Below are 22,378 nucleotides of genomic sequence, written 5' to 3'. Positions count from 1 at the left end.
TCAGACGATGGGGGCGTAGTTGGTGGGGAACAGCGCGCGCTTGGTCTCGTCGTCGTTGACGCTCTTGAAGGCGTGGCTCTTCAGCATGGCGCGGGCACGCGCCGTGGCCGGGCGCGCATCCACGGCGGCAAACCAGCGCTGCAGCGCAGGGAACGGCGCCAGCGGCTCGGCCTCGCCCTTGCGCACGCGCGCGGCCCGGTCGATCCACCCCCATGCCGAGATGTCGGCGATGGTGTAGTGGTCGCCCACGATGAAGTCGCGGCCCTGCAGGTGCTGGTCCAGCACCTGGTAGTGGCGCTCGGCCTCGCGCCGGTAGCGCGTGACGGCGTACTCCAGCCCGGCCGGCGCGGCATGCTGGAAATGCACCGACTGGCCCGAGAACGGCCCCAGGCCCGAGGCGATGAACATCAGCCAGGACAGCAACTCGGGCCGGTCGGCAGGCAGGCCCATCAGCTGCCCGGTCTTCTCGCCCAGGTACAGCAGGATGGCGGTCGAGTCGAACACGCGCGCCTCGCCCCCGCCCGGCCCGTCGGTGTCGACGATGGCCGGCACCTTGCCATTCGGGTTGACCGCGCGGAACGCCGCCGCGTGCTGCTCGCCCTTGCTCGTGTCGACCGGCACGGTTTCGCAGGCCAGGCCGGTTTCCTCGAGGAACAGCGCGACCTTGGCCGGATTGGGGGTCGGGTGGAAGTAGAAGCGGATCATGGTGTGCGGTCTCCTTTGGTCGTGGTGATGGAAGGGGCCCGGCGGGCGGACAGCAGCACGCCGCCGACGACGCAGGCCAGTGCCACGGCCTCGGCCGGTGCAGGCCATTCGCCGAGCACGGGAATGGCGGCCAGCGCGGCCACGGCCGGGATCAGCGCGATGATGGCCGAGGCCGCCGCCGGCCCGAGCAGCGCCACGGCCCGGTTGAACGAGACGATCGCCACGCCGCTCATGAGAACGCCCTGGTACAGCACCTGCAGCGCGATCTCGGCGCCCGAGGCCTGGCCCAGCCGGCTCAACCCGCCCAGCACGTAGACCGGCAGGAACAGCAGCGCCGACCACACGCAGATCAGCGCGGCGGACTGCACGGGCGTGAGGCTGCTGCGGCGGAACAGCAGCGTGTAGACCGCCCACATGGACGATCCGCACGCCAGCGCCGCCAGCCCCAGCGGATCGGCCATGCCGTGTGCCGCGGCCCCGGCGGCGACCATGCACACGATGCCCGCCACGATGATCCCGTGGCCCAGCCAGCGCACCCGGCCCTGGAACTCCTTGAGCACCGCCCAGGCGAACAGCCCGGCGAACACCGGCATCAGCGTCGGCGCGATGGCGGCGGCCTGGCCGGCCGAGGTGCGCTGCAGGCCGAACGCCACCAGCAGCACGAAGGGCAAGCCCCACAGGCAGGCATACAACAGGCCTTCGCCCCAGCGCGCGGCCGGCAGCCGGTGGCCGCGGCGCAGCAAGGCCGGCGACAGCAGCAGCGCGCCGACGCCGAAGCGCAACGCGGTGACATCCCACAGGCGCAGTTCGCGCGTCACGCTGAAGCGCGTGACGACGAACCAGCCGGCGAAGATGGTCACGGTGAGTCCGGCCCAGAGCAAGCCCGCCAGCCAAGGGTGCGTGGGTTCGTTGCGTGCGGACATGGGGCGGCGCGGCATCCGGTGATCGATGAAGAATGAATTCTAGATCGATCGATATAAAACCGTCGCGGTGGCCCCGTTGCAGCCCCGCCCCGCGGCCAGCGGCCCGTCTTCAGTCGGCGCTGTCGCCCTCGGCGCGCGCCAGGCGCTCGCTCTTCCAGTACACGTCGTCGCCGCCGTCCATGCGGTTGACCACGCGCGCCAGCACGAACAGCAGGTCCGACAGCCGGTTCAGGTAGTGGCGCGGGGCCTCGCGCACGGCCTCGGCGCGGCCCAGCGCGACCACGGCCCGCTCGGCGCGGCGCGCCACGGTGCGGCACACATGGGCCTGCGCTGCGGCGCGCGTGCCGGCCGGCAGGATGAACTCCGCCAGGCGCGGCAGCTGGGCGTTGTGGTCGGCCAGGGCCTGGTCGAGCTGCAGCACGGCCTCGGGCTTGAGCAGCTCGAACCCCGGGATCGACAGCTCGCCGCCCAGGTTGAACAGCTGGTGCTGCACGTCCACGAGCAGCTCGCGCACTTCGGCCGGCAGCGGCTCGCAGAGCAGCAGGCCCAGGTGCGAGTTGAGTTCGTCGACCTCGCCGATGGCGGTGATGCGCAGGCTGTCTTTGGCGACGCGGGTGTTGTCGCCCAGGCCGGTGGTGCCGTCGTCGCCCGTGCGTGTGGCGATCTGCGTGAGGCGCTTGCCCATGCCGTGGTCTCCAGGGGGTCAAAGCCGGGCATTGTGCCGCTTCCAAATGTGAAGTCGCGCGGCCAGATGTGAAGGCGGCAACAGGGCGCAAGAGTGCTGGCGCCACGCGCGCGCGTTTGCTGCAATGGCCATCCTGCTACTTCACCGACCCTGTCCCGCATGCGCAAGTCCCGCACCCTCGCCCGCTTCGAAGAACACAGCCTGGCCCTGTTCGCCGCCCTGGTGATGGGCGGCTCGGGCGCCGCAGTCCACGCGCGCGAATACGGCAGCCTGGTGCAGGCGCAGCTGCAGCAACCCGCACCGCGCGCCGCGCGCGACGAGGCCCACCAGCGCGTCAACGCGGCCTTCGACCGCGCCGATGCCAACGGCGACGGCAAGCTCAGCCGCGAGGAGGCGCAGCGCCTGCCGGCCGTGGCCGAGCGCTTCGACGAGATCGACAGCAACGGCGACCGCCTCCTCTCGCGCGCGGAATTCCAGCGCGGCGTGGTCGACTGAAGCGTCCGCGCCGCGCAGCGCTCAGAAGCTGTGAATGAACCGATCGCGGCCACGACGGGGTGCGCCGGGCCACAGGCGTAGGCGCAGTCCGCCGCCCGGGCTCGTGCCCGGGCAAGGACTGCAACGCCCGCATGTGGCTTGGCGCGCCCCGGCCCGAAGGGCGAGGCCCTGGGAGCAGCGGTCGCAACGTGAGAAGTTCGTCATTGGGGGGCCTCGCGTGGGCGTGAGCGGTTCGTTCACAGCTTCTCAGGCCGCTCCGTCCTGCACCACGGCCACGCATTCGATCTCGATCAGCATGCGCGGGTCGGGCAGCGCCGCCACGACGCAGGTGGTGCGCGCCGGGAACGGCGCCGGGCCGAAGGCCTGCGCGTAGCGCACGTTCATCTCGGCCACGTCCTGCGCGCGCGTGAGCAGCACGTTGGCCTTGGCGATGCCGCGCAGGCTGCTGCCGGCCCGCTCCAGGATGGCGCGCAGGTTGGCGAGCGCCTGGTCGAACTGGGCCGCGAAGTCGTGCTCGTCGATGCGGCCGTCGTCGTGGTAGCCCGGCGTGCCAGACACGAATACCAGGCTGCCCACGCGCGTGGCGGAGGACAGCGGCGGCGTCTTGGCGCGGACCGGGGCGAAGTAGTCGATGGTGTCGGACATGGCGGCTCCCTGGGATTGGTGGGCCGCCATGTTCGCAGCCTCAATCCAGCGTGATGCCACCGTCCTGGATGGCCTTGCCCCAGACGGGCGTATCGCTGCGCAGCATGGCGGCGAAGGCGTCGTAGGGGTCGCCAGCGGGCACCAGGCCCATCTCCACCATGCGCGTGTGGATGGGCACGGCGTGCACGGCATCGACCCAGGCGGCCGAGAGCTTGCGCACCACCTTCTCGGGCGTGCCGGCCGGCGCGAAGATGCCGTACCAGCCATAGGGCTCCAGGCCCTTGATGCCGCTCTCTGCGAAGGTCGGCACCTGCGGCAGACTCGGGTGGCGCTGGCTGCCCGTCACGGCCAGCACCTTGAGCTTGCCGCCCTGCACCAGGCCCATGGCCGAGGCCAGGTCGGGCCAGGCCGCACCGATCTGGCCGCCCGTCACATCGGTCAGCATCTGGGCCGAACTCTTGAACGGCGCGTGCACGGTGTCCAGGCCCGCCTGGCGGCGGAAGGTCTCGCCCCAGATGTGGGCCGTGGTGCCGTTGCCGTAGGTGCCGTAGGCGTGCTTGCCGGGCTGCGACTTCACGAGCGCGATGTACTCGGCCAATGTGTTGACGGGTGCGGTGGCGGCCACCACGAGCGCGTTGGGGCCGCGTGCGAGCAGCGCCACGGGCTTGAGGTCGCGCGAGAAGTCGTAGGGCAGCGAACGCATGAGGAACTGCGTCTGCACGAGGTTGGTGACGCCGATCAGCAGCGTGTGTCCGTCGGCCGGGCTCTTGGCCACGAAGTCCGCGCCCAGCGTGCCGCTGGCACCGGGCTTGTTCTCCACGACCACGGGCTGCTTCCACTGCTCGGCCAGGCGCGCGCCGATCTGGCGCGCGAGGATGTCGGTGGACACGCCGGGGCCCGAGTTCACGATGATGCGCACGGGCTTGCCGGGGAAGTCGGGTGCGGGATCGGCGGTCTGCGCGGACGCGAGCGCCCAGCCACCGACCAGCGCGACGCACAGCGTGCGGCGCACCGCTTGGATCTTGTTCATGTCTGTCTCCGGTGGCTCAGGCCACGTTGCGGCCGCTGCCGGCCCATTCCTGCGCGCGCAGCGCCTTCTTGTCGATCTTGCCCAGCGCTGTCTGCGGCAGCGCGTCCGTGAACTGGACCTGCTTGGGCGCGTGCAGCGCACCCTTGCGCTCGCGCACCAGCGCCATCAGCGTCTCGGCCTCGACCTGCTGGCCCGGCCGCAGCACGACCACGGCCTTCACCGCCTCGCCCCACTTGGCGTCGGGCACGCCGATCACGGCCGCCTGGGCCACGGCCGGGTGGCTGCTCAGCACATCTTCGACCTCGCGCGGGTAGACGTTGAAGCCGCCCGTGACCACCATGTCCTTCTTGCGGTCGACGATGTACAGCCGCCCTTCTTCGTCGCGGCGCGCCACGTCGCCGGTGTGCAGCCAGCCGCCGGCCAGGGCCTCGGCCGTGCGCTCGGGCTGGCGCCAGTACTCGCTCATGACCATGCCGCCGCGCACGCAGATCTCGCCGGCCTCGCCTTGCGGCACGGGCTGCAGCTGGTCGTCGAGCAGCGCGACCTCGCAGGCCGCGCTCGCGAAGCCGCAGGCGGCCAGCAGGTGCGGGCGCGCGGCGTCGTGGTCGGCCTTGGGCAAGGCGGCGATCGGGTAGCACTCGGACTGGCCGTAGAGCTGCGAAAACACCGGGCCGATGCGCTCCAGGGCCTCGCCCAGCCGCGCGGGCGACATCGGCGAGGCACCGTACAGCACCAGTTCCAGGGAAGACAGGTCGTGCTGGCCCAGGCCCGGATGGTCCAGCAGCACGTAGACCATGGTGGGCACCATCAGCGCGAAGTTGATGCGCTCGCGCGCGATGGTGGCCAGCAGCCGCTCGGGGTCGAAGCGCTCCAGCAGGTGCACGGTGCCGCCCTTGTGGAGCACGGGCAGCACGTTGGTGCCGGTCACGTGGCTGATCGGCGCCACGGCCAGGAAGCTGGGGCGGCGCGGCAGCTCGAACTCGGCCATCACCGTCAATGACATCAGCGCATTGGCGGCCGAGGTCTTGACCACGCCCTTGGGTTGGCCGGTGGTGCCGCCGGTGTAGTTCAGCGTGGCGATGGCGTCGGCGCGCGACAGGTCGTGCGCGCTCGCCGTGCCGTGCGCGTCGGCCAGCTGCAGCAGGTCGCGGCCGTAGCCGGCCGGGCCCAGCGTGAGCACGGTCACGCCGGGGCAGCGCGCGGCCAGTTCGCCGCCGCGCTCGCCGAAGCCCTGGGCGTCGACGATCAGCACCGCGGCCTCGGCATCGGCCAGCTGGTAGAGGTGGGCGTCGAGCGCGCCCAGCGGGTGCAGCGAGGTGACGACGGCGCCCAGGGCCTGGGCCGCGACGCCGGCGCACCAGCTGTCCCAGCGGTTGGCGCTGAGCAACGCCACGCGCTGGCCGCGTTGCAGGCCGCAGGCTTGCAGCACGGCCTGGGTGCGGCCGATGAAATCGGCCGCCTCGGCATAACGCACTTGGCGCTCGGCGGTCTGGAAAGCCACGCGGTCCGGGAAGCGCGCGAGCGCGCGCAGCACGAGGCCGCAGTAGGTGGGGTGCTGGTGCGCGGCGTTCATCGCGCCGCTCCTGGCAGCCAGGCCATGGCGGCCTGCGCCGCGGCCTTGTATTCGACGGCCGTCTGTTCCACGAGTGCGGCCACGCTGCCGCGCCGGTCCACGCCCGAGACGCTGTGGCCTGCGCTCCAGATGTCGCGCCAGCGCCGGATGCTGGTCTCGCCGCCGCTGCCGTACAGCGCGTTGGCGCGCTCTGCGGTCATGTCGGTGGGCAGGGCCTTGGGGTCCAGGCCCGCGGCCACGATGGACGGGATCAGCGTGTTGGTCTCCAGCCCCGTGAACGCGCGCGAGAGCAGCACGTCGTCGATCCTGCTGTCTACCAGCATCTGCTTGTGGCCGTCGTCGGCCATGCTCTCGTCGGTGGCGATGAACTTGGTGCCCATGTAGCCCAGGTCGCAGCCCGCCACCTGCGCGGCCAGCAGCGCCGCGCCGTCGGAGACACCGCCGGCCAGCACGATGGGCCCGTCGTAGAACGCACGCACGGCGCGCACGAAAGCCAGGCCGTTGGCCCAGCCGGTCTGTCCGCCCGCGCCGGCCGTCAGCAGCACCAGGCCGTCCACGCCGGCCGCGATCGCTTTCTCGGCGTGGCGCACCGAGGCCACGTCGGCCAGCACGCGGCAGCCGATGTCGTGCAGCGGCGCGACCACGGGGTCGGGCGCGCCCACGCTCGTGATGACGAGCTCCACGCGGTGGCGCAGCAAACAGGCCAGCTCCTCGCGCAGGTTTTCGCGCCGCATGATGAGGTTGGGGCAGAACGGTGCGTCCTGCGGACCGAGTTCAGCCGTGAGCCGCGTGAGCCACTGGTCCAGCTCGGCCACGCCGCGGCAGTTGACCGTGGGGAAGGAGCCGACCACGCCGGCGCGGCAGGCCGCAAGCGTCAGGTCCAGCCCCGACACGCGGAACATCGGGGCGGCGATCAGCGGCAGGCGCAACCGCTGTGCGAACAGCGCGCGCAGCGGCTGTGTGGTCATGTCTTGTCTCCGTTGTTGTTGTCGTGGTCCGGCAGCTGCAATCAGCTCGCGGCCTTGATCATGTTGCGCGCGATGACCAGCTGCTGGATCTGGCTCGTGCCTTCGTACAGGCGGAACAGGCGCACGTCGCGGTAGAAGCGCTCGATGCCATGGTCGGCCACATAGCCCGAGCCACCGAAGATCTGCACCGCGCGGTCGGCCACCTTGCCGCAGATCTCCGAGGCGAACAGCTTGCAGCACGAGGCCTCGGTCGAGACGTTCTCGCCGTTGTCGCGCCGGCGTGCGGCGTCGATGACCATGCAGCGCGCGGCATAGGCTTCCATCTTGCTGTCGGCCAGCATGGCCTGCACGAGCTGGAACTCGGCGATGGGCTGGCCGAACTGGCGGCGCTCCATGGCGTACTTGAGCGCGTCCTCGAGCATGCGCTCGGCCGCGCCCACGCAGATCGCGGCGATGTGGATGCGGCCCTTCTCCAGCACCTTCATCGCGGTCTTGAAGCCCATGCCTTCCTTGCCGCCGATGATGTTCTCGGCCGGCACGCGCACGTTGTCGAAGTTCACGTCGGCGGTGTGGGCGCCGCGCTGGCCCATCTTCTTGTCGGGCTTGCCGACCGTGATGCCGGGCGTCTTGGCGTCGACGATGAAGGCCGAGACGCCGCCCGAGCCCTTGTTGTTCGGGTCGGTGCGCGCCATCAGCGTGAAGATGCCGGCCGTGGGCGCGTTGGTGATGAAGCGCTTGCTGCCGTTGACGATGTAGTGGTCCCCTTCGCGCCGTGCCGAGGTGCGCAGCGAACCCGCGTCCGAGCCGGCCTCGGGCTCGGTCAGCGCGAAGCTCGCGGTGAGCTCGCCACTCGCCAGCTTGGGCAGGTAATGGTCCTTCTGCGCCTGCGTGCCGTCGATCAGGATGCCCTGCGAGCCGATGCCCACCGTGGTGCCGAACAGCGAACGGAAGGCCGGCGAGGCACGGCCCATCTCGAACATGATCAGCGACTCTTCTTCCATGGTCACGCCCAGGCCGCCGTACTCCTCGGGCACGGTCAGGCCGAACAGGCCCATGGCCTTCATCTCCTGGACGATGTCCTCGGGGATCTGGTCGGTCTCGGCCACAGTGTTCTCGGCCGGGATCAGGCGCTCGTTGACGAACGTGCGCACGCTGTCGAGGAAGGCCTGGGTGATTTCGGGGTCGCGGATCATGTCGGGTCCATCAAAGGGTCAGGAATCATTCGTCCATCGAGAGCCCGGCGGCCTCGACGGTCTTGTGCCAGCGCGCGCGTTCGGCGTCGATGAAGCGGGCGAACTCCTCGGGCGTGTTGCCGCCGGGCTCGGCGCCCATGGCGCGCAGACGCTGTGCGTTCTCGGGCGCCAGCAGCACCTGGCGGGCGCTCTGCTGGATCTTGTGCACGATGGCCGGCGGCGTGCCGGCCGGCGCCACCAGGCCGAACCAGGCCGTGACCACCATGTCGGGCACGCCGGCCTCGGCCATCGTGGGCACGTCGGGCAGCTGCGGGCTGCGCGTGGCGCCGGTCAATGCCAGGGCGCGGAACTTGCCGCCCTGGATCTGCGCGATCGAGCTGGGCAGGTTGTCCACCATGAAGGTGTACTGGTTGGCCAGCAGCGCGGCCACGGCCGGGCCGGCGCCCTTGTAGGCCACGTGCTCGGCCCGGGTAGCGGTGCGCTGCAGGAACATCTCGCCCGACAGGTGCGGCGACTGGCCCTTGCCCGAGGAGCCGAAGGAATGCTTGGCGGGCTCGGCCTTGAGCCTGGCGATGAGGTCCTTGGCGCTGGTGACGCCCGACTCGGCGTTGACCACGAGCACGTTGGGCACCGAGACGGCCAGCGTCACGGGCGCGAAGTCGCTGGCCTTGTACGGCAGCTTCTTGTACAGGCTGTAGTTGATCGCGTTGGGGCCGATGTTGCCCATGATCAGCGTGTAGCCGTCGGGCGCGGCGCGCACCAGTTGCTGCGTGCCGATGATGCCGGCGGCGCCGGCCTTGTTGTCGACCACCACGCTCTGGCCCCAGGCGCGCGACAGGCCATCGGCCAGCAGCCGCGTGACGATGTCGGTGGTGCCGCCGGGCGCGGCCGGCACGATGATGGTGACGGGCTTGGTGGGCCAGGCGTCCTGTGCGAAGGCGGGCGCGGAAACCGCGAGCGCGGCGATCCAGGGGACGGTGTGCTTGAACATGGCGGGGCTCATTCGAACTTGATGTCCTTGGTCACGCCGCGCCACATCTCCAAGTCCTTGCGCTGCTGCTCGGCCAGCACGGCGGGCGCGCCGGTCCACATGTCGTAGCCCTGCTCGGCCCAGAGCTTGCGCAGGCCCTCGTCGGCCAGCGTGCGGTTGACGGCGGTGTTGACCAGCGCCACCTGCTCGGTCTTCATGTGCGCCGGCCCGTACACGCCGTACCAGCCGATCACCTCGTAGCCCGGCAGGCCGGCCTCGCGCATGGTGGGCACCTCGGGCAGCGAGGCATTGCGCTCGCGCGAGGTCACGGCCAGGGGGCGCACGCGGTTGGTCTGGATGTAGTTGCGTGCCGTGCTGACGATGTCGAACATCATGCTCAGCTGGCCGCCGATCACGTCGGTCATGGCCGGTGCGTTGCCCTTGTAGGGCACGTGCGTCAGCGTGATGCCGCTCTGCTTGGCGAACAACTCGCCGGAGAGATGGTTCGAGGCGCCCATGCCGGCCGAGCCGTAGGAAACCTTGCCGGGGTTGGCCTTGGCATAGGCGATCAGCTCCTTGAGGTTCTGGATCGGCAGGTCCTTGTTGATGACCAGCGCGTTGGCGTAGGTCAGCACGGGGGACAGCGGCGTCAGGTCCTTCACCGTGTCGAACGGCATGCTCTTGATCACGTGCGGCGTGATCGTCAGCGTGGGGCTGGCGCCGAAGTACAGCATGCTGCCGTCGGGCGCCGCGCGCGCCACGGCCTCGCCGCCCAGCGCGCCGGCCACGCCAGGCCGGTTCTCGACGATCACCGTGCGGCCCAGCTCGCGGCCGAACACCTGGGCGAACTGGCGCGCAGCGGTGTCCACCGGTCCGCCGGCCGCGTAGCCGACGACCAGGCGCACGGGCTGCTGCTGGGCCCAGACCGGTGCGGTGGCGAGCGCGGCGGCGCCCAGCAGGCCGGCCAGCAGGCCCCGACGGACGGGGCGGTGGAAGGGTTGCGGCATGGTCGTGTCTCCTGAAGGGCTTGTTGTGGGCAGGTGCCGGAGCGGCGAGGATGGCACCGCGCCGCCCCGGCGGCCATCAGTTTTTGGCAAAGGGGGTGTTCGCGCCAGTGCGGTACGCTCGCGGCCCCACGCCATGCACTTCGACCTGTTCGACCTTCGCCTGTTCGTCTTCGTCGCCGAGGAATCCAACCTGCGGCGCGGCGCCGAGCGCGCCTGCATCTCGCTGGCCGCGGCCAGCACGCGCATCAAGCAGCTGGAAGACAACATCGGCGCCAAGCTGTTCTACCGCAAGCCCCAGGGCGTGGAGCTGAACCCGGCCGGCGAGGCGCTGCTGCACCATGCGCGCAAGGTGCTGCAGCAGGTGGACCATTTGAAGATCGACCTGCGCGACTACGCCCAGGGCGCCAAGGGCCATGTGCGCGTGCTGGCCAACACCACCTCGATCACCAGCGCCCTGCCCTCGGCGCTGGCCAGCTTCCTGGCCCAGCACAAGGATGTCAGCATCGACCTGCACGAGCGGCTCAGCCAGGAGATCGTGATGGCGATCCACGAGGCCCACGCCGACATCGGCCTGGTGGCCGGCAACGTGGACACACAGGGGCTGGAGGTGCGCGACTTCGTGGCCGACGAGCTGGTGGTGGTGGTGCCGGCGCGGCACCCGATGGCGGCGCTGCCGCGCATGGACTTCGTGCAGACGCTGGACGAGCCGCACATCTCGCTGGCCGAAGGCAGCGCCCTGGCCAATTTCCTGCCGCCGCTGGCACGCCAGATCGGCCGCAACCTGGAGTTCCGCATCCAGGTGTCGAGCTTCGAGTCGATCTGCCTGCTGGTCGAGGCCGGCGTCGGCATCGGCATCCTGCCGCGCTCCTCGGCCGCGCGCCATGCGCGCACCATGAAGCTGGCCCTGGTGCCGCTCACCGACGCCTGGGCCCAGCGCGAGACCAAGATCGTCAACCGTGCCGGCCAGCCGCTGCCCAGGTTGGCGGCGGAGCTGGTGCGGCACCTGGCGAATTTCAGCTTCGCGGACCGGCTGCTGTAGCCGCCACCGCCGCAGGCACCTCGGCCTGCGCGCGCCTGGCATAGCGCTGCGCCAGCACCCCACACACCATCAGCTGCATCTGGTGGAACAGCATGAGCGGCAGCACGATGGCGCCGGCCACGTTGGCCGCGAACAGCACATTGGCCATGGGCACGCCGCTGATCAGGCTCTTCTTGGAGCCGCAGAAGACGATGGTGATCTCGTCTTCCTTCGAGAAACCCATGCGGCGCGCGCTCCAGGTGGTGATGGTCAGCACCAGGCCCAGCAGCACGGCGCAGACCACCAGCAGGCCGGCCAGCGCAGACAGCGGCACCTGCGACCACAGGCCGTCGATCACGGCATGGCTGAAGGCCGCGTAGACCACCAGCAGGATGGAACCCTGGTCCACCACCTTCATGACGGAGGCCCGGCGCTGCAGGAAGCCCGCCAGCCAGGGCCGCAGCAGATGCCCGGCGATGAAGGGCAGCAGCAGCTGCATGCCGATGCGGCCCATCGCGTCGAGCGGGTCGCCCATGGCGGCGTTCTGCGACAGCAGCAATCCCACCACCAGCGGCGTGAAGGCCACGCCCAGCAGCGTGGAGGCCGAGGCGCTGCAGACCGCCGCCGGGATGTTGCCGCGCGCCATCGACACGAAGGCGATGGCCGACTGCACCGTGGCCGGCAGCGCACACAGGTACAGGATGCCGGTGTACAGGTCGCGCGTGACCAGCGGCTGCAGCAAGGGCTTGAGCGCCCAGCCCAGCAGCGGGAACAGCAGGAAGGTGGCGGCCACCACCACCAGGTGCAGCCGCCAATGGCCGATGCCGGCCAGGATGGCCTGGCGCGACAGCTTGGCACCGTGCAGGAAGAACAGCAGGCTCACGGCCACGGTGGTGGCCACCTCCAGCACCTGGGCCACGCGGCCGGAGGCCGGCAGCAGGCTGGCCAGGATGACCGTGGAAACGAGGTAGAGCGTGAAGTTGTCGGGCAGCAGGCGGGAGCGGGCCATGGTCGGGTCGCGGAAGAAGAGGAATGCCGCGATTGGACCGCGCCGCGTGCCCAAAGAGAAATGGATTGATCTGATGAATTTATGATTCGGCCGCATGAATGTCAGCCTGCGCCAGTTGCGTGTGTTCCAGGCCGTGGCCGCGCACGCCAGCTTCACGAGGGCCGGCGACCAGATCGGCCTGACCCAGCCGGCCGTGAGCCGCTGCGTGACCGAGCTGGAGCAGCAGCTGGGCCTGAAGCTGCTGGACCGCACCACGCGCGAGGTGGTGCTGACCGAGGCCGGCCGCAGCCTGGCCGCGCGGCTGGACCGCGTGCTGGACGAACTCGACACCATGCTGCTGGACGTGCGCGGCCTGGCCACGCAGCGCCAAGGCCGCGTGCGCGTGGCCAGCAGCCCCACGCTGTCGGCCAACCTGCTGCCCAACTGCATCGCGCGCTGCCGGCTGGAGCATCCGGGCCTGGAGCTGGTGCTGCTGGACCGCATCCAGCACGATGCGCTGGCCAGCGTGCTCGCGGGCGAGGTGGACTTCGGCGTGGTGATCGACCCTGCGCAGAGCGCCGACCTGCAGGCCGAGACCATCCTGACCGAGCCCTTCTGCCTGGTCTGCCCGGCCGATCACCCGCTGGCACGGCGCCGCAGCGTGCGCTGGACCGCGCTGGCCGGCGAGCCGCTGGTGCTGCTGGACCATGCCTCGGGCAGCCGCCGGCTCATCGACGAGGCGCTGCGCGCGCACGGCGTGCAGGCCCCCGTGGCGCAGGAAGTCGGCCACCCGACCACCATCTTCCGCATGCTGGACGCCGGGCTGGGCATCTCTGTCGTGCCCACGCTGGCGCTGCCGCCGGCCGGGCTGCCGGGCCTGGTTGTGCGGCCCCTGGTGCCGCGCGTGGAGCGCCGCGTGGTGCTGGTGCGGCGCAGGCACCGCGCGTTGGCGCCGGTCGCCCAGGTGGCCTGGGACCTCGTGCGCCGGGTGGCGGGCCAAGGCGCAGGCGACTGAGATCGATTGCGCCAATGCGCGTGATCGCTTCGGCCATGGTGCCGAGGCCGGCCGCGCGCCATAGTCCGCGCTCGCCCGCGCCGCAGGGCGCGCCAAAACCATTCCAAACCGGAGACTCCATGCGCATCACCCGCCGCACGCTGGCGCTGTCCGCCACCGCCCTGGCCGGCAGCCTGCTCGCCCCCCTCGCCTTCGCCCAGAAACAGTACGACCCGGGCGCCAGCGACACCGAGATCCTGCTCGGCATCCCGATGCCGCTGTCGGGCCCCGTCTCGGGCTACTCCATCATCGGCAAGGTGGCCGAGGCCTATTTCGCGCGGCTCAACGCGCAGGGCGGCATCAACGGCCGCAAGGTCAAGCTGCTGATGTACGACGACCAGTACTCGCCTCCCAAGACGGTGGAGGTGGCGCGCCGCCTGGTCGAGCAGGACCAGATCCTGGCCTGGTTCAGCAGCCTGGGCACGGCCAGCAACATGGCGATCCAGCGCTACATGAACGCCAAGAAGGTGCCGCAGCTGTTCCTGCAGAGCGGCGCAAGCCAGTTCGACAACGCCAGGCAGTACCCCTGGACCACGCCCATGCTGGGCAGCTACCGCGGCGAGGGCAAGGTGTTCGCCAGCCACATCGCGGCCCACAAGCCCGGTGCCAAGGTGGCGATCCTGATGCAGAACGACGACCTGGGCCGCGAGATCCTGAAGGGCCTGCAGGAAGGCCTGGCCGGCAAGAACGCCAGCCTGGTGGCACAGGCCACCTTCGAGGTGACCGACCCGACGGTGGACTCGCAGATCGTGCAGCTCAAGGCCTCGGGCGCCGATGTGCTGGTGCTGGCCTCCACGGCGCGCACCACGGCCCAGGCCCTGCGCAAGGCCGCAGAGATCGGGTGGACGCCCGAGCGCTACGTGAACATCGCTGGCGCCTCGGTCAAGATGGCCATGGAGCCGGCCGGGGCTGACAAGGCCAAGGGCGCGATCACGCTGGCCTACTACAAGGACCCCGGCTCCAAGGCCTGGGACAACGACCCCGAGATGAAGGCCTACAAGGAGCTGCTCAAGACCTACGCGCCCGGCGTGGACCCGCTCAACAGCTCGGGCGTGACGGGCTACGTGGCGGCCCAGCTCATGGCCCATGTGCTGCGCGAGTGCGGCGACAAGCTCACGCGCGAGAACATCCGCAACATCGCCAGCAACCTCAAGAACCCCAAGGTCGAATTGCTGCTGCCGGGCGTGACGATCGCCAACAGCGCGGAAGACCTGCACGCCGTGGCGGCCATGCAGCCGGTGCGCTACAACGGCGTGGACATGGAGCCGATCGGGAAGGTGGAGAGCCTGAAGTAAGCCTACGGCGCTGCGAAGCGCACGTGGATCTCGAGCCCGACCCGGCCGGGCCGGGCCTCGATGTGCCAGCCGTGCGCACGCACGATCTCCAGGCAGATCGACAGGCCGAGCCCGGCGCCTTCGTCGCGCCGCTCGTCGCTGCGCCAGAAGCGGTCGAACAGCCGCGCCAGGTGCGCCGTGGGCACGCCGGCACCCTGGTCCGCCACGACGAAGCCGGCGTCGTCCGCCGCCACGGTCACCCGTGCGCCGCGCGGGCTGTGCTGGATGGCGTTCTCGAGCAGGTTCTTGAGCAGGGTGAACAGGGCGCCGCGGTCGGCACGCCAGCACGGCGCGCCGGCCGCCACCTGCGGCACCAGGCGGACCGCGTGGCGCTCGGCCACCCGGTCCATGTAGTCGCAGGCCTCGGCCAGCATGCCCTGCGCGTCGACCTCGTCGATCCGGTAGTTGCGTGGCTCGCTGGCCTCGGCCAGGTGCAGCAGCTGCTGCACCTGCCGGGCCATGCGGTCCACGTCCTGCAGCAGCAGGGGATTGCGGCCCTCGGCCGGCGCCAGCTCGATCTGCGCGCGGATCAGCGCCAGCGGCGTCTTCAGTTCGTGGGCGGCGTTCGCGAGGAAGTCCTGCTGGGTCCGAAAGCCTGCCTGCAGGCGGTCCAGCGCGTGGTTGAAGGCGTCGACCAGCGGCGCCAGCTCCTGCGGCAGCCCGTCGGCCTGCAGCCGCGCATCCAGCCGCTGGGGCGTGATGCGCTGCGCCCCCATGGCAGCGGTGCGCAGGGGCAGCAGCATGCGCTGCAGCGCCAGGTGCGTGGTCACGAGCAGCAGCGCCAGGAACACGACGACGGTCGCCGCCATGCCCTTGAACAAGGCTGGCTTGCCGAACGCATCGCGCAGCTCCGACACCAGCCGGTCGCTGGCAACGAACTGGACGTACCAGATGCGGCCGCGGTGTTCGACGGGAACGGTGGCGCCGTGCATGGACACGCCGCTGTGGTCGATCCTGAACTGCCGCAGGCCCGGCGCGAAAACCCGGTTGTCGATCACGAGGGCATCCGCCGCAGTGCTGGAACGGTAGAGCGCCTTGCCATCGGCATCGACGATCCAGACCGCCACCTCGCGCGCGACCGAGGTCAGCAGCCAGTCTTCGATCTGCTCCTTGTCGAAGCCGGTCGGCACCCCATCCGGCCCGAATGTGACGCGCTCGGCCAATTCCTCGGCGAAGTGCACGGCACCGGAACGCAGCGTGTAGTCGTTGAACGGCTGGGTGAGCAGCAGCGCCAGCCCGCCCACGACCACCACGCTCAGCCCCATGCTGATGCCGTAGACCGCCAGCAGGCGCCGGCGCAGGCTACGCGGCCAGCGCAGCGGCATGGAGCGCATAACCCTGGCCGCGCAGGTTGACGATCTGCAGGCACGAGCCGCAGGCCGCGAGCTTGCGGCGCAGCCGGTGCAGCGCGACATCCAGCGCATTGGGCGTCACCGCTTCCGACACGCCCCAGGCCGCAGCCTCCAGCGCGGAACGCCGCACCGTCTGCCCGGCCTTGCGCGCCAGGCACAGCATGATCTGCAGCTCTGCCGGCGGCAGCGTGACGCTGGTGCCGGCACAGACCATGGCGCCCTGCTCGGGCTCCACGCAGATGTCGCCGAAGCGCGGCGCGAACGCCTGCACCAAGGCGGGCCGGCGCAGCAGTGCACGGACGCGGGCGATCAGCTCCTCCATCGGGAAGGGCTTGGTCAGGTAGTCGTCGGCGCCGCCGTCCAGGCCTTCGAGGCGGTCGTGCAGCGCGTCACGCGCGGTCAGCATCAGGCAGGGTGTGGCGCGGCCGGCGGCGCGCAGCCGCGCGACCAGGGCCAGCCCATCGCCGTCCGGCAGACCGCGGTCGATGACGACCACGCCGTAGGGCATCTGCTGCAGCACGGCCCAGGCCGAGCCGATGTCGTGGAACACATCGGTCTCGATGCCGGCATTGGCCAGCGCCTGGCGCACGAGCTCGGCCAGCCGCGTATGGTCTTCGATCAGCGCGATCCGGTTCATGGGCGGCGCGATTGTCTCAGCACAGGGCGCACCGGGGCGGCCTGCACTGGCTCAGAAGCGGTACAGATAGCCGACGGCGGCGCGCGTCACGCTGGAGCGGCCGACCAGGGGGCTGTGCTTGATCTCGTCCGGCAGCGCGCTGGTGCCGATGTCCAGGAAGATGGTCTGCTTGGGCCGCAGCGCATAGTCCACGCGCAGGCCGAACTCGAGCACGGTGGCGGAGCGGCCACTGTACTGCGGGCGGCCGGCCTGGGCCTCGCCGGCCGTCACGCCGTAGTAGTAGTCCACGTACTTCCTGTCCAGCCATTGCGCCTGGATGCGCGGCGTCAGCGCGAACTGGCCGAAGCCGAAGCGCCGGTCCAGCTGCAGCTGCAGCTTGTTGCCCTTGCTGTGGCCGGAGACGTCGGCCGTCCAGTCGGCGGACAGGCGCGCATAGGGCGTGCTCCAGCGCAGCGTGGGGCCGGCCCACAGGCTGTTCTTGCGCTCGTCCATGCCGCGCAGGATGGGGGCGTCGTCGTCTTCGTAGCCGCCGCCTTCGTACTTGAGGCGGCCGGTGACGGCCAGCGTGTGGCCGGCGCCGAACTGCCAGCTGCCCAGCTTGAGGTCGGCGCTGGTGCCCATGACGTGCAGCCAGGCGTTCTCGACGTAGAGCAACGGCAGCACGCGGGTCTTGTTGCCGGCGTCGCGGTAGGGTTGCTGGCCCGCGCCGACGGCCAGGCCGAGGCCCCACTGTGTGGATGGCGTGGCTTCGGGGGCGGACTGGGCGGCGGCGTGGCCGAACAGGCTCAGGCCGGCTGCAGCGGCCAGCGCGGTGCGGGATGGGAAGCGGATGTTCTGGGTCATGGAGGAGCGGATCGGGTTGACGCCGCGATGCTCCTCCAGGCGGACTTACTGGCGACTTACCGGTGCACTGCGCAGCACGCAGCTGCGCGAAAGCCCCAGCGGCCGCGCCGCCGTCTCAGAGGCTCAGACCGGATCCCAGGTGAACACGTCGCCTGAGCGGTCCAGGTCGAAGTAGCTGGCCTTCATGGCCGGCAGCGCGTGGCTCAGCACGGACTCGGGCGTCCAGCCCTCGGAGCGGTGCACCGAGCGCACCGGACGCGGCTGGCTGATCAGGAAGATCTCGTTGTTGCGCACGGCGAAGATCTGGCCATTGGTGTCTTGCGACGAGTCGCTGCACAGCGCCACGGCCAGCGGGGCGATCTTGGCAGGGGTCATCTGCTTGATGCGTTCCACGCGGGCCTTCTCGGCATCGGTCTCGGTCGGGATGGAACCGATCATGCGGCTCCAGGCGAACGGCGCGATGCAGTTGCTCCGCACGTTGAACTTCTGCATGTCCAGCGCGATGGACTTGGACAGCGCGGCCAGGCCCAGCTTGGCGGCCGAGTAGTTGGCCTGGCCGAAGTTGCCGATCAGGCCCGAGGTGCTGGTCATGTGCACGAACACGCCGGAGTTCTGCTCCTTGAAGTGCGTGGCGGCCGCGCGGCTCACGTAGTAGCTGCCGTACAGGTGGACCTTGATGACGGCGTCGAATTCGTCGTCGCTCATCTTGTGGAAGAAGCGGTCGCGCAGGATGCCGGCGTTGTTCACCACGCCGTCGATGCGGCCGAAGGTGTCCAGGGCCGAGGTGACGATGCGGGCGCCGCTGCGCGAGTCGGACACGCTGTCGGTGTTGGCCACGGCCTCGCCGCCCAGCGCCTTGATCTCGTCGACGACCTTCTGTGCGGGGCCGGCGTCGTTGCCTTCGCCGCTGACGGACGCACCGATGTCGTTGACGACCACGCGCGCACCGGACCTGGCCAGCGCCAGTGCGATGTCGCGGCCGATGCCGCCACCGGCGCCCGTCACGACCACGACCTTGCCGGCCATCAATGTTTGTTCGCTCATCTTGTGTGCTCCTTCGTCTTGAATTGGGTGTTTACAGCAGTTCGGTGACGCGCGGCCACTCGGCCATGCGCCAGACGCGTTCGGCCACGCCGCGCGTCTCGTCGGCACTCGCGCCGTTCGCATACGCGGACAGCTGCAGCGCCTTGGCCTCGATCTCGGCACGGCTCAGCGTGTTGCCGGGGTCGCCCTTGGGTTCGTCCACGCGGCCATGCAGCGTGCGGCCGTCGGTGGTGACCACCGTGACCTTGCCGATCCAGCGCTGAGGGTAGGCGCCATCGACCTCGGGGTCGAGCACCATGGTGACTTTGTCGCGCAGCGCGACCACGTCGGGGCTGCGGAAGTGCGCGTCGAATTCCGCCAGGCCCGCGCGGTCGAACGCGCCGATCAGGCCCAGCACCGTGCCCATGGAGAACTTGCTCTGGTGCACCGTGCTCGGGTCAGTCACCGGCCCCAGCACGTCGATGGCGCCCTGGTGCACGTGCGTGGTCACCTGGGCGATATCGGCGAGCTTCAGGCCGTGCTGGCGCACGACCTGCTGCAACGCGTCGGCGGCCGGGTGCGTGTGCCGGCACGAGGCGTGGTACTTGAACGAGGTCTCGGCCAGCGTCCAGCGCTGGCCCAGGCCGTCGGTCAGCTTGGCGGGGTCGGCGTCGGTCGACATGCCTGCGCCCATGCCCTGCTTGCCCTCGAGGATGCGCTGCGCGCCCGTGAAACCGTCCTGCGCCAGGTAGGCGGCGAGCAGGCCGTCGCTGGCGGCCTTGGCGGTGTGCAGCTGCTTGCTGTCGGCCGCGTCGCGCAGGAACTCCCACAGGCCGGCGGCCTGGGTGCCGGCGGAGCCGAAGGCGTGCAGCATCCTGGCGGCGTCCAGTCCCAGCAGGCGGCCCACGGCGGCCGCGGCCGCCACGGTGCCGGCCGTGGCCGTGGTGTGGAAGATGCGGTAGTGCGAGCGGCCCAGGAACTCGCCGACCCGGATGCCGACCTCGTAGCCGACCACCGAGGCCACGAGCAGGTCGCGGCCCGAGGCGCCGATGGCCTGGGCCACGGCCAGCGCGGGTGGGAACACCACGGCCGCGGGGTGGAACACCGAACCGTTGTGCACGTCGTCCTGCTCGGCCACGTGCGAGGCTGCGGCGTTGACCATGGCGGCGAACAGCGGACTGCTGCGCGTGCGCGAGATCAGCACCTCGCTCGCGCCGTCGGCCGGGCCCATGGTGCGGGCCAGCGTGGCGATGGACTCGACCGCGCGCGAACCCTTGCCCGCCAGCACCGAGCCGAACCAGTCGAGGAACAGGTCCTCGGTGCGGCGCAGCACGGGCGCGGGGATGTCCTCGAAGCGCAGGCCGGCCGCGAAAGCGGCGAGGTCCTTGCTGGGATGGTCGCTCATGTCCAGCTCCTCAGAACGAGCGCGGCAGCCCGAGGATGTGCTCGGCCACGTAGCTCAGGATCAGGTTGGTGGAGATCGGCGCGACCTGGTACAGCCGCGTCTCGCGGAACTTGCGCTCCACGTCGTATTCGCAGGCGAAGCCGAAGCCGCCGTGGAACTGGATGCAGGCGTTGGCCGCCTCCCAGCTGGCCTTGGCCGCCAGGTACTTGGCCATGTTGGCCTGGGCGCCGCAGGGCTGGTGCGCGTCGAACAGCTCGCAGGCCTTCCAGCGCATGAGGCTGGCGGCCTCGACCTCGATGTAGCTTTCGGCGATCGGGAACTGCACGCCCTGGTTCTGGCCGATCGGGCGGCCGAACACGATGCGGTCCTTCACGTACTTGGAGACGCGGTCGATGAACCAGTAGCCGTCGCCGATGCATTCGGCCGCGATCAGCGTGCGCTCGGCGTTCAGGCCATCGAGGATGTACTTGAAGCCCTGCCCTTCCTCGCCGATCAGGTTCTCGGCCGGGATCTCCAGGTTCTCGAAGAACAGCTCGTTGGTCTCGTGGTTGACCATGTTCAGGATCGGGCGCACGGTCATGCCGCTTTTTTCGGCCTGGCGCAGGTCGACCATGAAGATGGACAGGCCTTCGCTCTTCTTCTTCACGTCCGCCAGCGGCGTGGTGCGCGCCAAGAGGATCATGAAGTCGGAGTGCTGGATGCGGCTGATCCAGACCTTCTGGCCGTTGACGACGTAGCGGTCGCCCTTCTTCACGGCCGTGGTCTTGATCTTGGTGGTGTCCGTGCCCGTGGTGGGTTCGGTCACGCCCATGGACTGCAAGCGCCATTCGCCGCTGGCGATCTTGGGCAGGTAGAACTCCTTCTGCGCCTTGGAGCCATGGCGCAGCAGCGTGTTCATGTTGTACATCTGGCCGTGGCAGGCGCCGGAGTTGCCGCCAGCGCGGTTGACCTCTTCCATGATCACCGAGGCCTCGGTCAGGCCCAGGCCGGAGCCGCCGTACTCCTGCGGGATCAGCGCGGCCATCCAGCCGGCCTTGGTCAACGCATCGACGAAGGCCTCGGGGTAGATGCGCTGCTCGTCGATCTTGCGGAAGTACTCGTCAGGATATTCCGCGCACAGCGAGCGCACGGCGTCGCGGATTTCTTCGTACTTGTCTTGGGTGGTGGTCATTTCAGTGGTCCATGGTTCTGGTGCGCCGCTCGCACAGACTGCAGTCGCCTCGCACGCCACTGCTCCGAAGGCCGCGGAGCAGGCCATGCCAGCGGACGGCGCGGAACGGGCTCTGCCCGGCCGCTGGCGGCGCCCCCTTGAGGGGGTTGGCGGAGCGCGCAGCGCGGAGACTGGGGGTGTTCATTACAACGTTTCGGCCAGGCCGAGGATGGCGGTGGCCTGGCTGGACAAGGTGCCGCCGTTGCCATGCGCCAGCGCGGTCTTGGCACCGGTGATCTGGCGTTCGCCGCAATTGCCGCGCAGCTGCCGCACGCCTTCGATCAGCGCGAAGATGCCGTACATGCCGGGGTGCACGCACGAGAGGCCGCCGCCGTTGGTGTTGACGGCCAAGCGCCCGCCCGGCGCGATGGCGCCGTTCTCGACGAAGGGGCCGCCCTCGCCCTTTTTGCAAAAACCCAGGTCTTCCAGGAACAGCAGCACGTTGATCGTGAAGGCGTCGTACAGCGCCAGCACGTCGATGTCCTTGGGCGCCAGGCCCGCCATCGCGAACGCGGCGGCGCCGGAGTCCTTGGCGGCCGTCACGGTCACGTCGTGCATGGACGAGATCTGGCGGTTCCAGCAGGCCGTGCCGTTGCCCAGCACGTAGACGGGCTTGTTGGGCAGGTCCTTGGCGCGGTCGGCGCGCACCAGCACGTAGGCGCCACCGCCGTCGGTGACCAGGCAAGAATCGCGCACCGACAGCGGGTCGCTGACCATGCGGGCCTTGAGCACGTCCTCGATCGTGAGCGGATCGCGCATGAAGGCTTCGGGGTTCTTCTGCGCCCACTGGCGCGCGGCCACGGCCACCTCGGCCAGCTGGCGCCGCGTGGTGCCGTACTGGTGCATGTGGCGCGCAGCGGCCAGCGCATAGGCCGACAGCGGCATCATGGGCTCGTACGGATGCTCGTAGGGCTGCGGGTCGAGGAACTTGCGGCTCTGGCCGACTTCCTTGCGGCCGAAGGTGGCGGTGCGCTGCGTGCTGCCGTAGCAGACCAGCACGGCATTGCACTGGCCCGACTCCAGCGCGTGCATGGCCGGCAGCAGATGGGCGATGAAGCTGGAGCCGCCGATCATCGTGCTGTCGATGTAGCTCGGCCGGATGCCCAGGTGCTCGATGACGGGCATGGCCCACATGGTGGCGCCGGCGCTCGCGGTGCACAGACCGTCGATGTCGCTCATTTTCAGGCCGGCGTCCGCCACGGCCTGGCGGGCCGAGATGGCCAGCAGCTCCATGTCGGTGTAGCCCGGGGCTTCGCCGCAGCCGAAGGTGGCCACGCCGGCAATCGCGGCACGGCCACGCAGTTGTTTCCAATCGCTCAT

General features: G+C 70.1%; 22 protein-coding genes. 4 read left to right on the top strand and 18 right to left on the bottom strand.

Annotated elements, in window-relative coordinates; genetic code table 11:
* The 3 genes from ACSQ4M_RS05395 to ACSQ4M_RS05385 all read right to left on the bottom strand — a co-directional run bounded on the left by ACSQ4M_RS05395 (window position 1) and on the right by ACSQ4M_RS05385 (window position 2,313).
* Window positions 1–705: a glutathione S-transferase family protein gene (locus ACSQ4M_RS05395; RefSeq protein ID WP_436188570.1), complete on the bottom strand. Its 705-nt coding sequence runs from the start codon at window positions 703–705 to the stop codon at window positions 1–3.
* Window positions 702–1,628, bottom strand: coding sequence for a DMT family transporter (locus ACSQ4M_RS05390; protein WP_436188569.1), 927 nt, complete (start codon window positions 1,626–1,628; stop codon window positions 702–704). Before ACSQ4M_RS05390 ends, ACSQ4M_RS05395 begins: the two co-directional genes overlap by 4 nt.
* Window positions 1,629–1,737: 109 nt before the next feature.
* Window positions 1,738–2,313 carry a cob(I)yrinic acid a,c-diamide adenosyltransferase gene (locus ACSQ4M_RS05385; RefSeq protein WP_436188568.1) on the bottom strand — a complete coding sequence of 192 codons (576 nt, stop codon included), beginning with the start codon at window positions 2,311–2,313 and terminating at the stop codon, window positions 1,738–1,740.
* 159 nt (window positions 2,314–2,472) lie between these two features.
* Between ACSQ4M_RS05385 and ACSQ4M_RS05380 the strand changes: the two genes are divergently transcribed.
* The gene (locus tag ACSQ4M_RS05380; protein WP_436188567.1) at window positions 2,473–2,808 is read left to right on the top strand and encodes an EF-hand domain-containing protein; all 336 of its coding nucleotides are present in this window, start codon (window positions 2,473–2,475) and stop codon (window positions 2,806–2,808) included.
* 246 nt (window positions 2,809–3,054) lie between these two features.
* Here the strand turns inward: ACSQ4M_RS05380 and ACSQ4M_RS05375 are convergent, their stop codons facing one another.
* The 7 genes from ACSQ4M_RS05375 to ACSQ4M_RS05345 are packed head-to-tail and all read right to left on the bottom strand — an operon-like array spanning window position 3,055 to window position 10,194.
* Entirely contained in the window at window positions 3,055–3,453 is a 399-nt protein-coding gene (locus ACSQ4M_RS05375) for a RidA family protein (protein WP_436188566.1), read from the bottom strand.
* Window positions 3,454–3,493: 40 nt separating this feature from the next.
* Window positions 3,494–4,483 carry a Bug family tripartite tricarboxylate transporter substrate binding protein gene (locus ACSQ4M_RS05370; RefSeq protein ID WP_436188565.1) on the bottom strand — a complete coding sequence of 330 codons (990 nt, stop codon included), beginning with the start codon at window positions 4,481–4,483 and terminating at the stop codon, window positions 3,494–3,496.
* A gap of 16 nt (window positions 4,484–4,499) precedes the next feature.
* Window positions 4,500–6,056, bottom strand: a complete 1,557-nt coding sequence (locus tag ACSQ4M_RS05365; protein WP_436188564.1) for an AMP-binding protein — start codon at window positions 6,054–6,056, stop codon at window positions 4,500–4,502.
* Window positions 6,053–7,024 (bottom strand): NAD(P)H-dependent flavin oxidoreductase, encoded by a 972-nt coding sequence (locus tag ACSQ4M_RS05360; protein ID WP_436188563.1) that lies wholly within the window; start codon window positions 7,022–7,024, stop codon window positions 6,053–6,055. Before ACSQ4M_RS05360 ends, ACSQ4M_RS05365 begins: the two co-directional genes overlap by 4 nt.
* Window positions 7,025–7,065: 41 nt before the next feature.
* On the bottom strand, window positions 7,066–8,217 hold the full coding sequence (locus ACSQ4M_RS05355; RefSeq protein ID WP_436188562.1) for an acyl-CoA dehydrogenase family protein: 1,152 nt from the start codon (window positions 8,215–8,217) through the stop codon (window positions 7,066–7,068).
* Between the two features lie 25 nt (window positions 8,218–8,242).
* Entirely contained in the window at window positions 8,243–9,208 is a 966-nt protein-coding gene (locus ACSQ4M_RS05350) for a Bug family tripartite tricarboxylate transporter substrate binding protein (protein WP_436188561.1), read from the bottom strand.
* 8 nt (window positions 9,209–9,216) lie between these two features.
* Window positions 9,217–10,194 carry a Bug family tripartite tricarboxylate transporter substrate binding protein gene (locus tag ACSQ4M_RS05345; RefSeq protein WP_436188560.1) on the bottom strand — a complete coding sequence of 326 codons (978 nt, stop codon included), beginning with the start codon at window positions 10,192–10,194 and terminating at the stop codon, window positions 9,217–9,219.
* Between the two features lie 133 nt (window positions 10,195–10,327).
* Between ACSQ4M_RS05345 and ACSQ4M_RS05340 the strand changes: the two genes are divergently transcribed.
* A complete protein-coding gene (locus ACSQ4M_RS05340; protein ID WP_056663529.1) occupies window positions 10,328–11,233 on the top strand; it encodes a LysR substrate-binding domain-containing protein in 906 nt (301 codons plus the stop codon).
* Here ACSQ4M_RS05340 and ACSQ4M_RS05335 read toward each other — a convergent pair.
* Window positions 11,208–12,221: a bile acid:sodium symporter family protein gene (locus ACSQ4M_RS05335; RefSeq protein WP_436188559.1), complete on the bottom strand. Its 1,014-nt coding sequence runs from the start codon at window positions 12,219–12,221 to the stop codon at window positions 11,208–11,210. The genes ACSQ4M_RS05340 and ACSQ4M_RS05335 overlap by 26 nt on opposite strands.
* Window positions 12,222–12,315: 94 nt before the next feature.
* Between ACSQ4M_RS05335 and ACSQ4M_RS05330 the strand changes: the two genes are divergently transcribed.
* Together ACSQ4M_RS05330 and ACSQ4M_RS05325 are read left to right on the top strand one after the other, a co-directional pair.
* A complete protein-coding gene (locus ACSQ4M_RS05330; RefSeq protein WP_436188558.1) occupies window positions 12,316–13,215 on the top strand; it encodes a LysR family transcriptional regulator in 900 nt (299 codons plus the stop codon).
* A gap of 119 nt (window positions 13,216–13,334) precedes the next feature.
* A complete protein-coding gene (locus tag ACSQ4M_RS05325; RefSeq protein ID WP_436188557.1) occupies window positions 13,335–14,549 on the top strand; it encodes an ABC transporter substrate-binding protein in 1,215 nt (404 codons plus the stop codon).
* A 2-nt stretch (window positions 14,550–14,551) separates the two neighbouring features.
* On the opposite strand, the gene ACSQ4M_RS05320 is transcribed toward ACSQ4M_RS05325, so the two are convergent.
* The 7 genes from ACSQ4M_RS05320 to ACSQ4M_RS05290 form a co-directional block, all read right to left on the bottom strand.
* Entirely contained in the window at window positions 14,552–15,913 is a 1,362-nt protein-coding gene (locus tag ACSQ4M_RS05320) for a sensor histidine kinase (protein WP_436188556.1), read from the bottom strand.
* The gene (locus ACSQ4M_RS05315) at window positions 15,891–16,577 is read right to left on the bottom strand and encodes a response regulator transcription factor (RefSeq protein ID WP_436188555.1); all 687 of its coding nucleotides are present in this window, start codon (window positions 16,575–16,577) and stop codon (window positions 15,891–15,893) included. Before ACSQ4M_RS05315 ends, ACSQ4M_RS05320 begins: the two co-directional genes overlap by 23 nt.
* 51 nt (window positions 16,578–16,628) lie before the next feature.
* A complete protein-coding gene (locus tag ACSQ4M_RS05310) occupies window positions 16,629–17,420 on the bottom strand; it encodes a MipA/OmpV family protein (protein ID WP_436188554.1) in 792 nt (263 codons plus the stop codon).
* Window positions 17,421–17,543: 123 nt separating this feature from the next.
* Window positions 17,544–18,464, bottom strand: coding sequence for an SDR family NAD(P)-dependent oxidoreductase (locus ACSQ4M_RS05305; protein ID WP_436188553.1), 921 nt, complete (start codon window positions 18,462–18,464; stop codon window positions 17,544–17,546).
* Window positions 18,465–18,495: 31 nt separating this feature from the next.
* Window positions 18,496–19,848: an MmgE/PrpD family protein gene (locus ACSQ4M_RS05300; RefSeq protein ID WP_436188552.1), complete on the bottom strand. Its 1,353-nt coding sequence runs from the start codon at window positions 19,846–19,848 to the stop codon at window positions 18,496–18,498.
* 10 nt (window positions 19,849–19,858) lie between these two features.
* Window positions 19,859–21,019: an acyl-CoA dehydrogenase family protein gene (locus ACSQ4M_RS05295; RefSeq protein ID WP_436188551.1), complete on the bottom strand. Its 1,161-nt coding sequence runs from the start codon at window positions 21,017–21,019 to the stop codon at window positions 19,859–19,861.
* 183 nt (window positions 21,020–21,202) lie between these two features.
* Entirely contained in the window at window positions 21,203–22,378 is a 1,176-nt protein-coding gene (locus ACSQ4M_RS05290) for a thiolase (protein ID WP_436188550.1), read from the bottom strand.

This window comes from Pseudorhodoferax sp. LjRoot39, assembly GCF_964253035.1.
Lineage (GTDB): Bacteria > Pseudomonadota > Gammaproteobacteria > Burkholderiales > Burkholderiaceae_C > Pseudorhodoferax.
The sequence above is the reverse complement of the archived record's forward strand: the minus strand, read 5'-3'. Positions and strand labels throughout refer to the sequence as shown.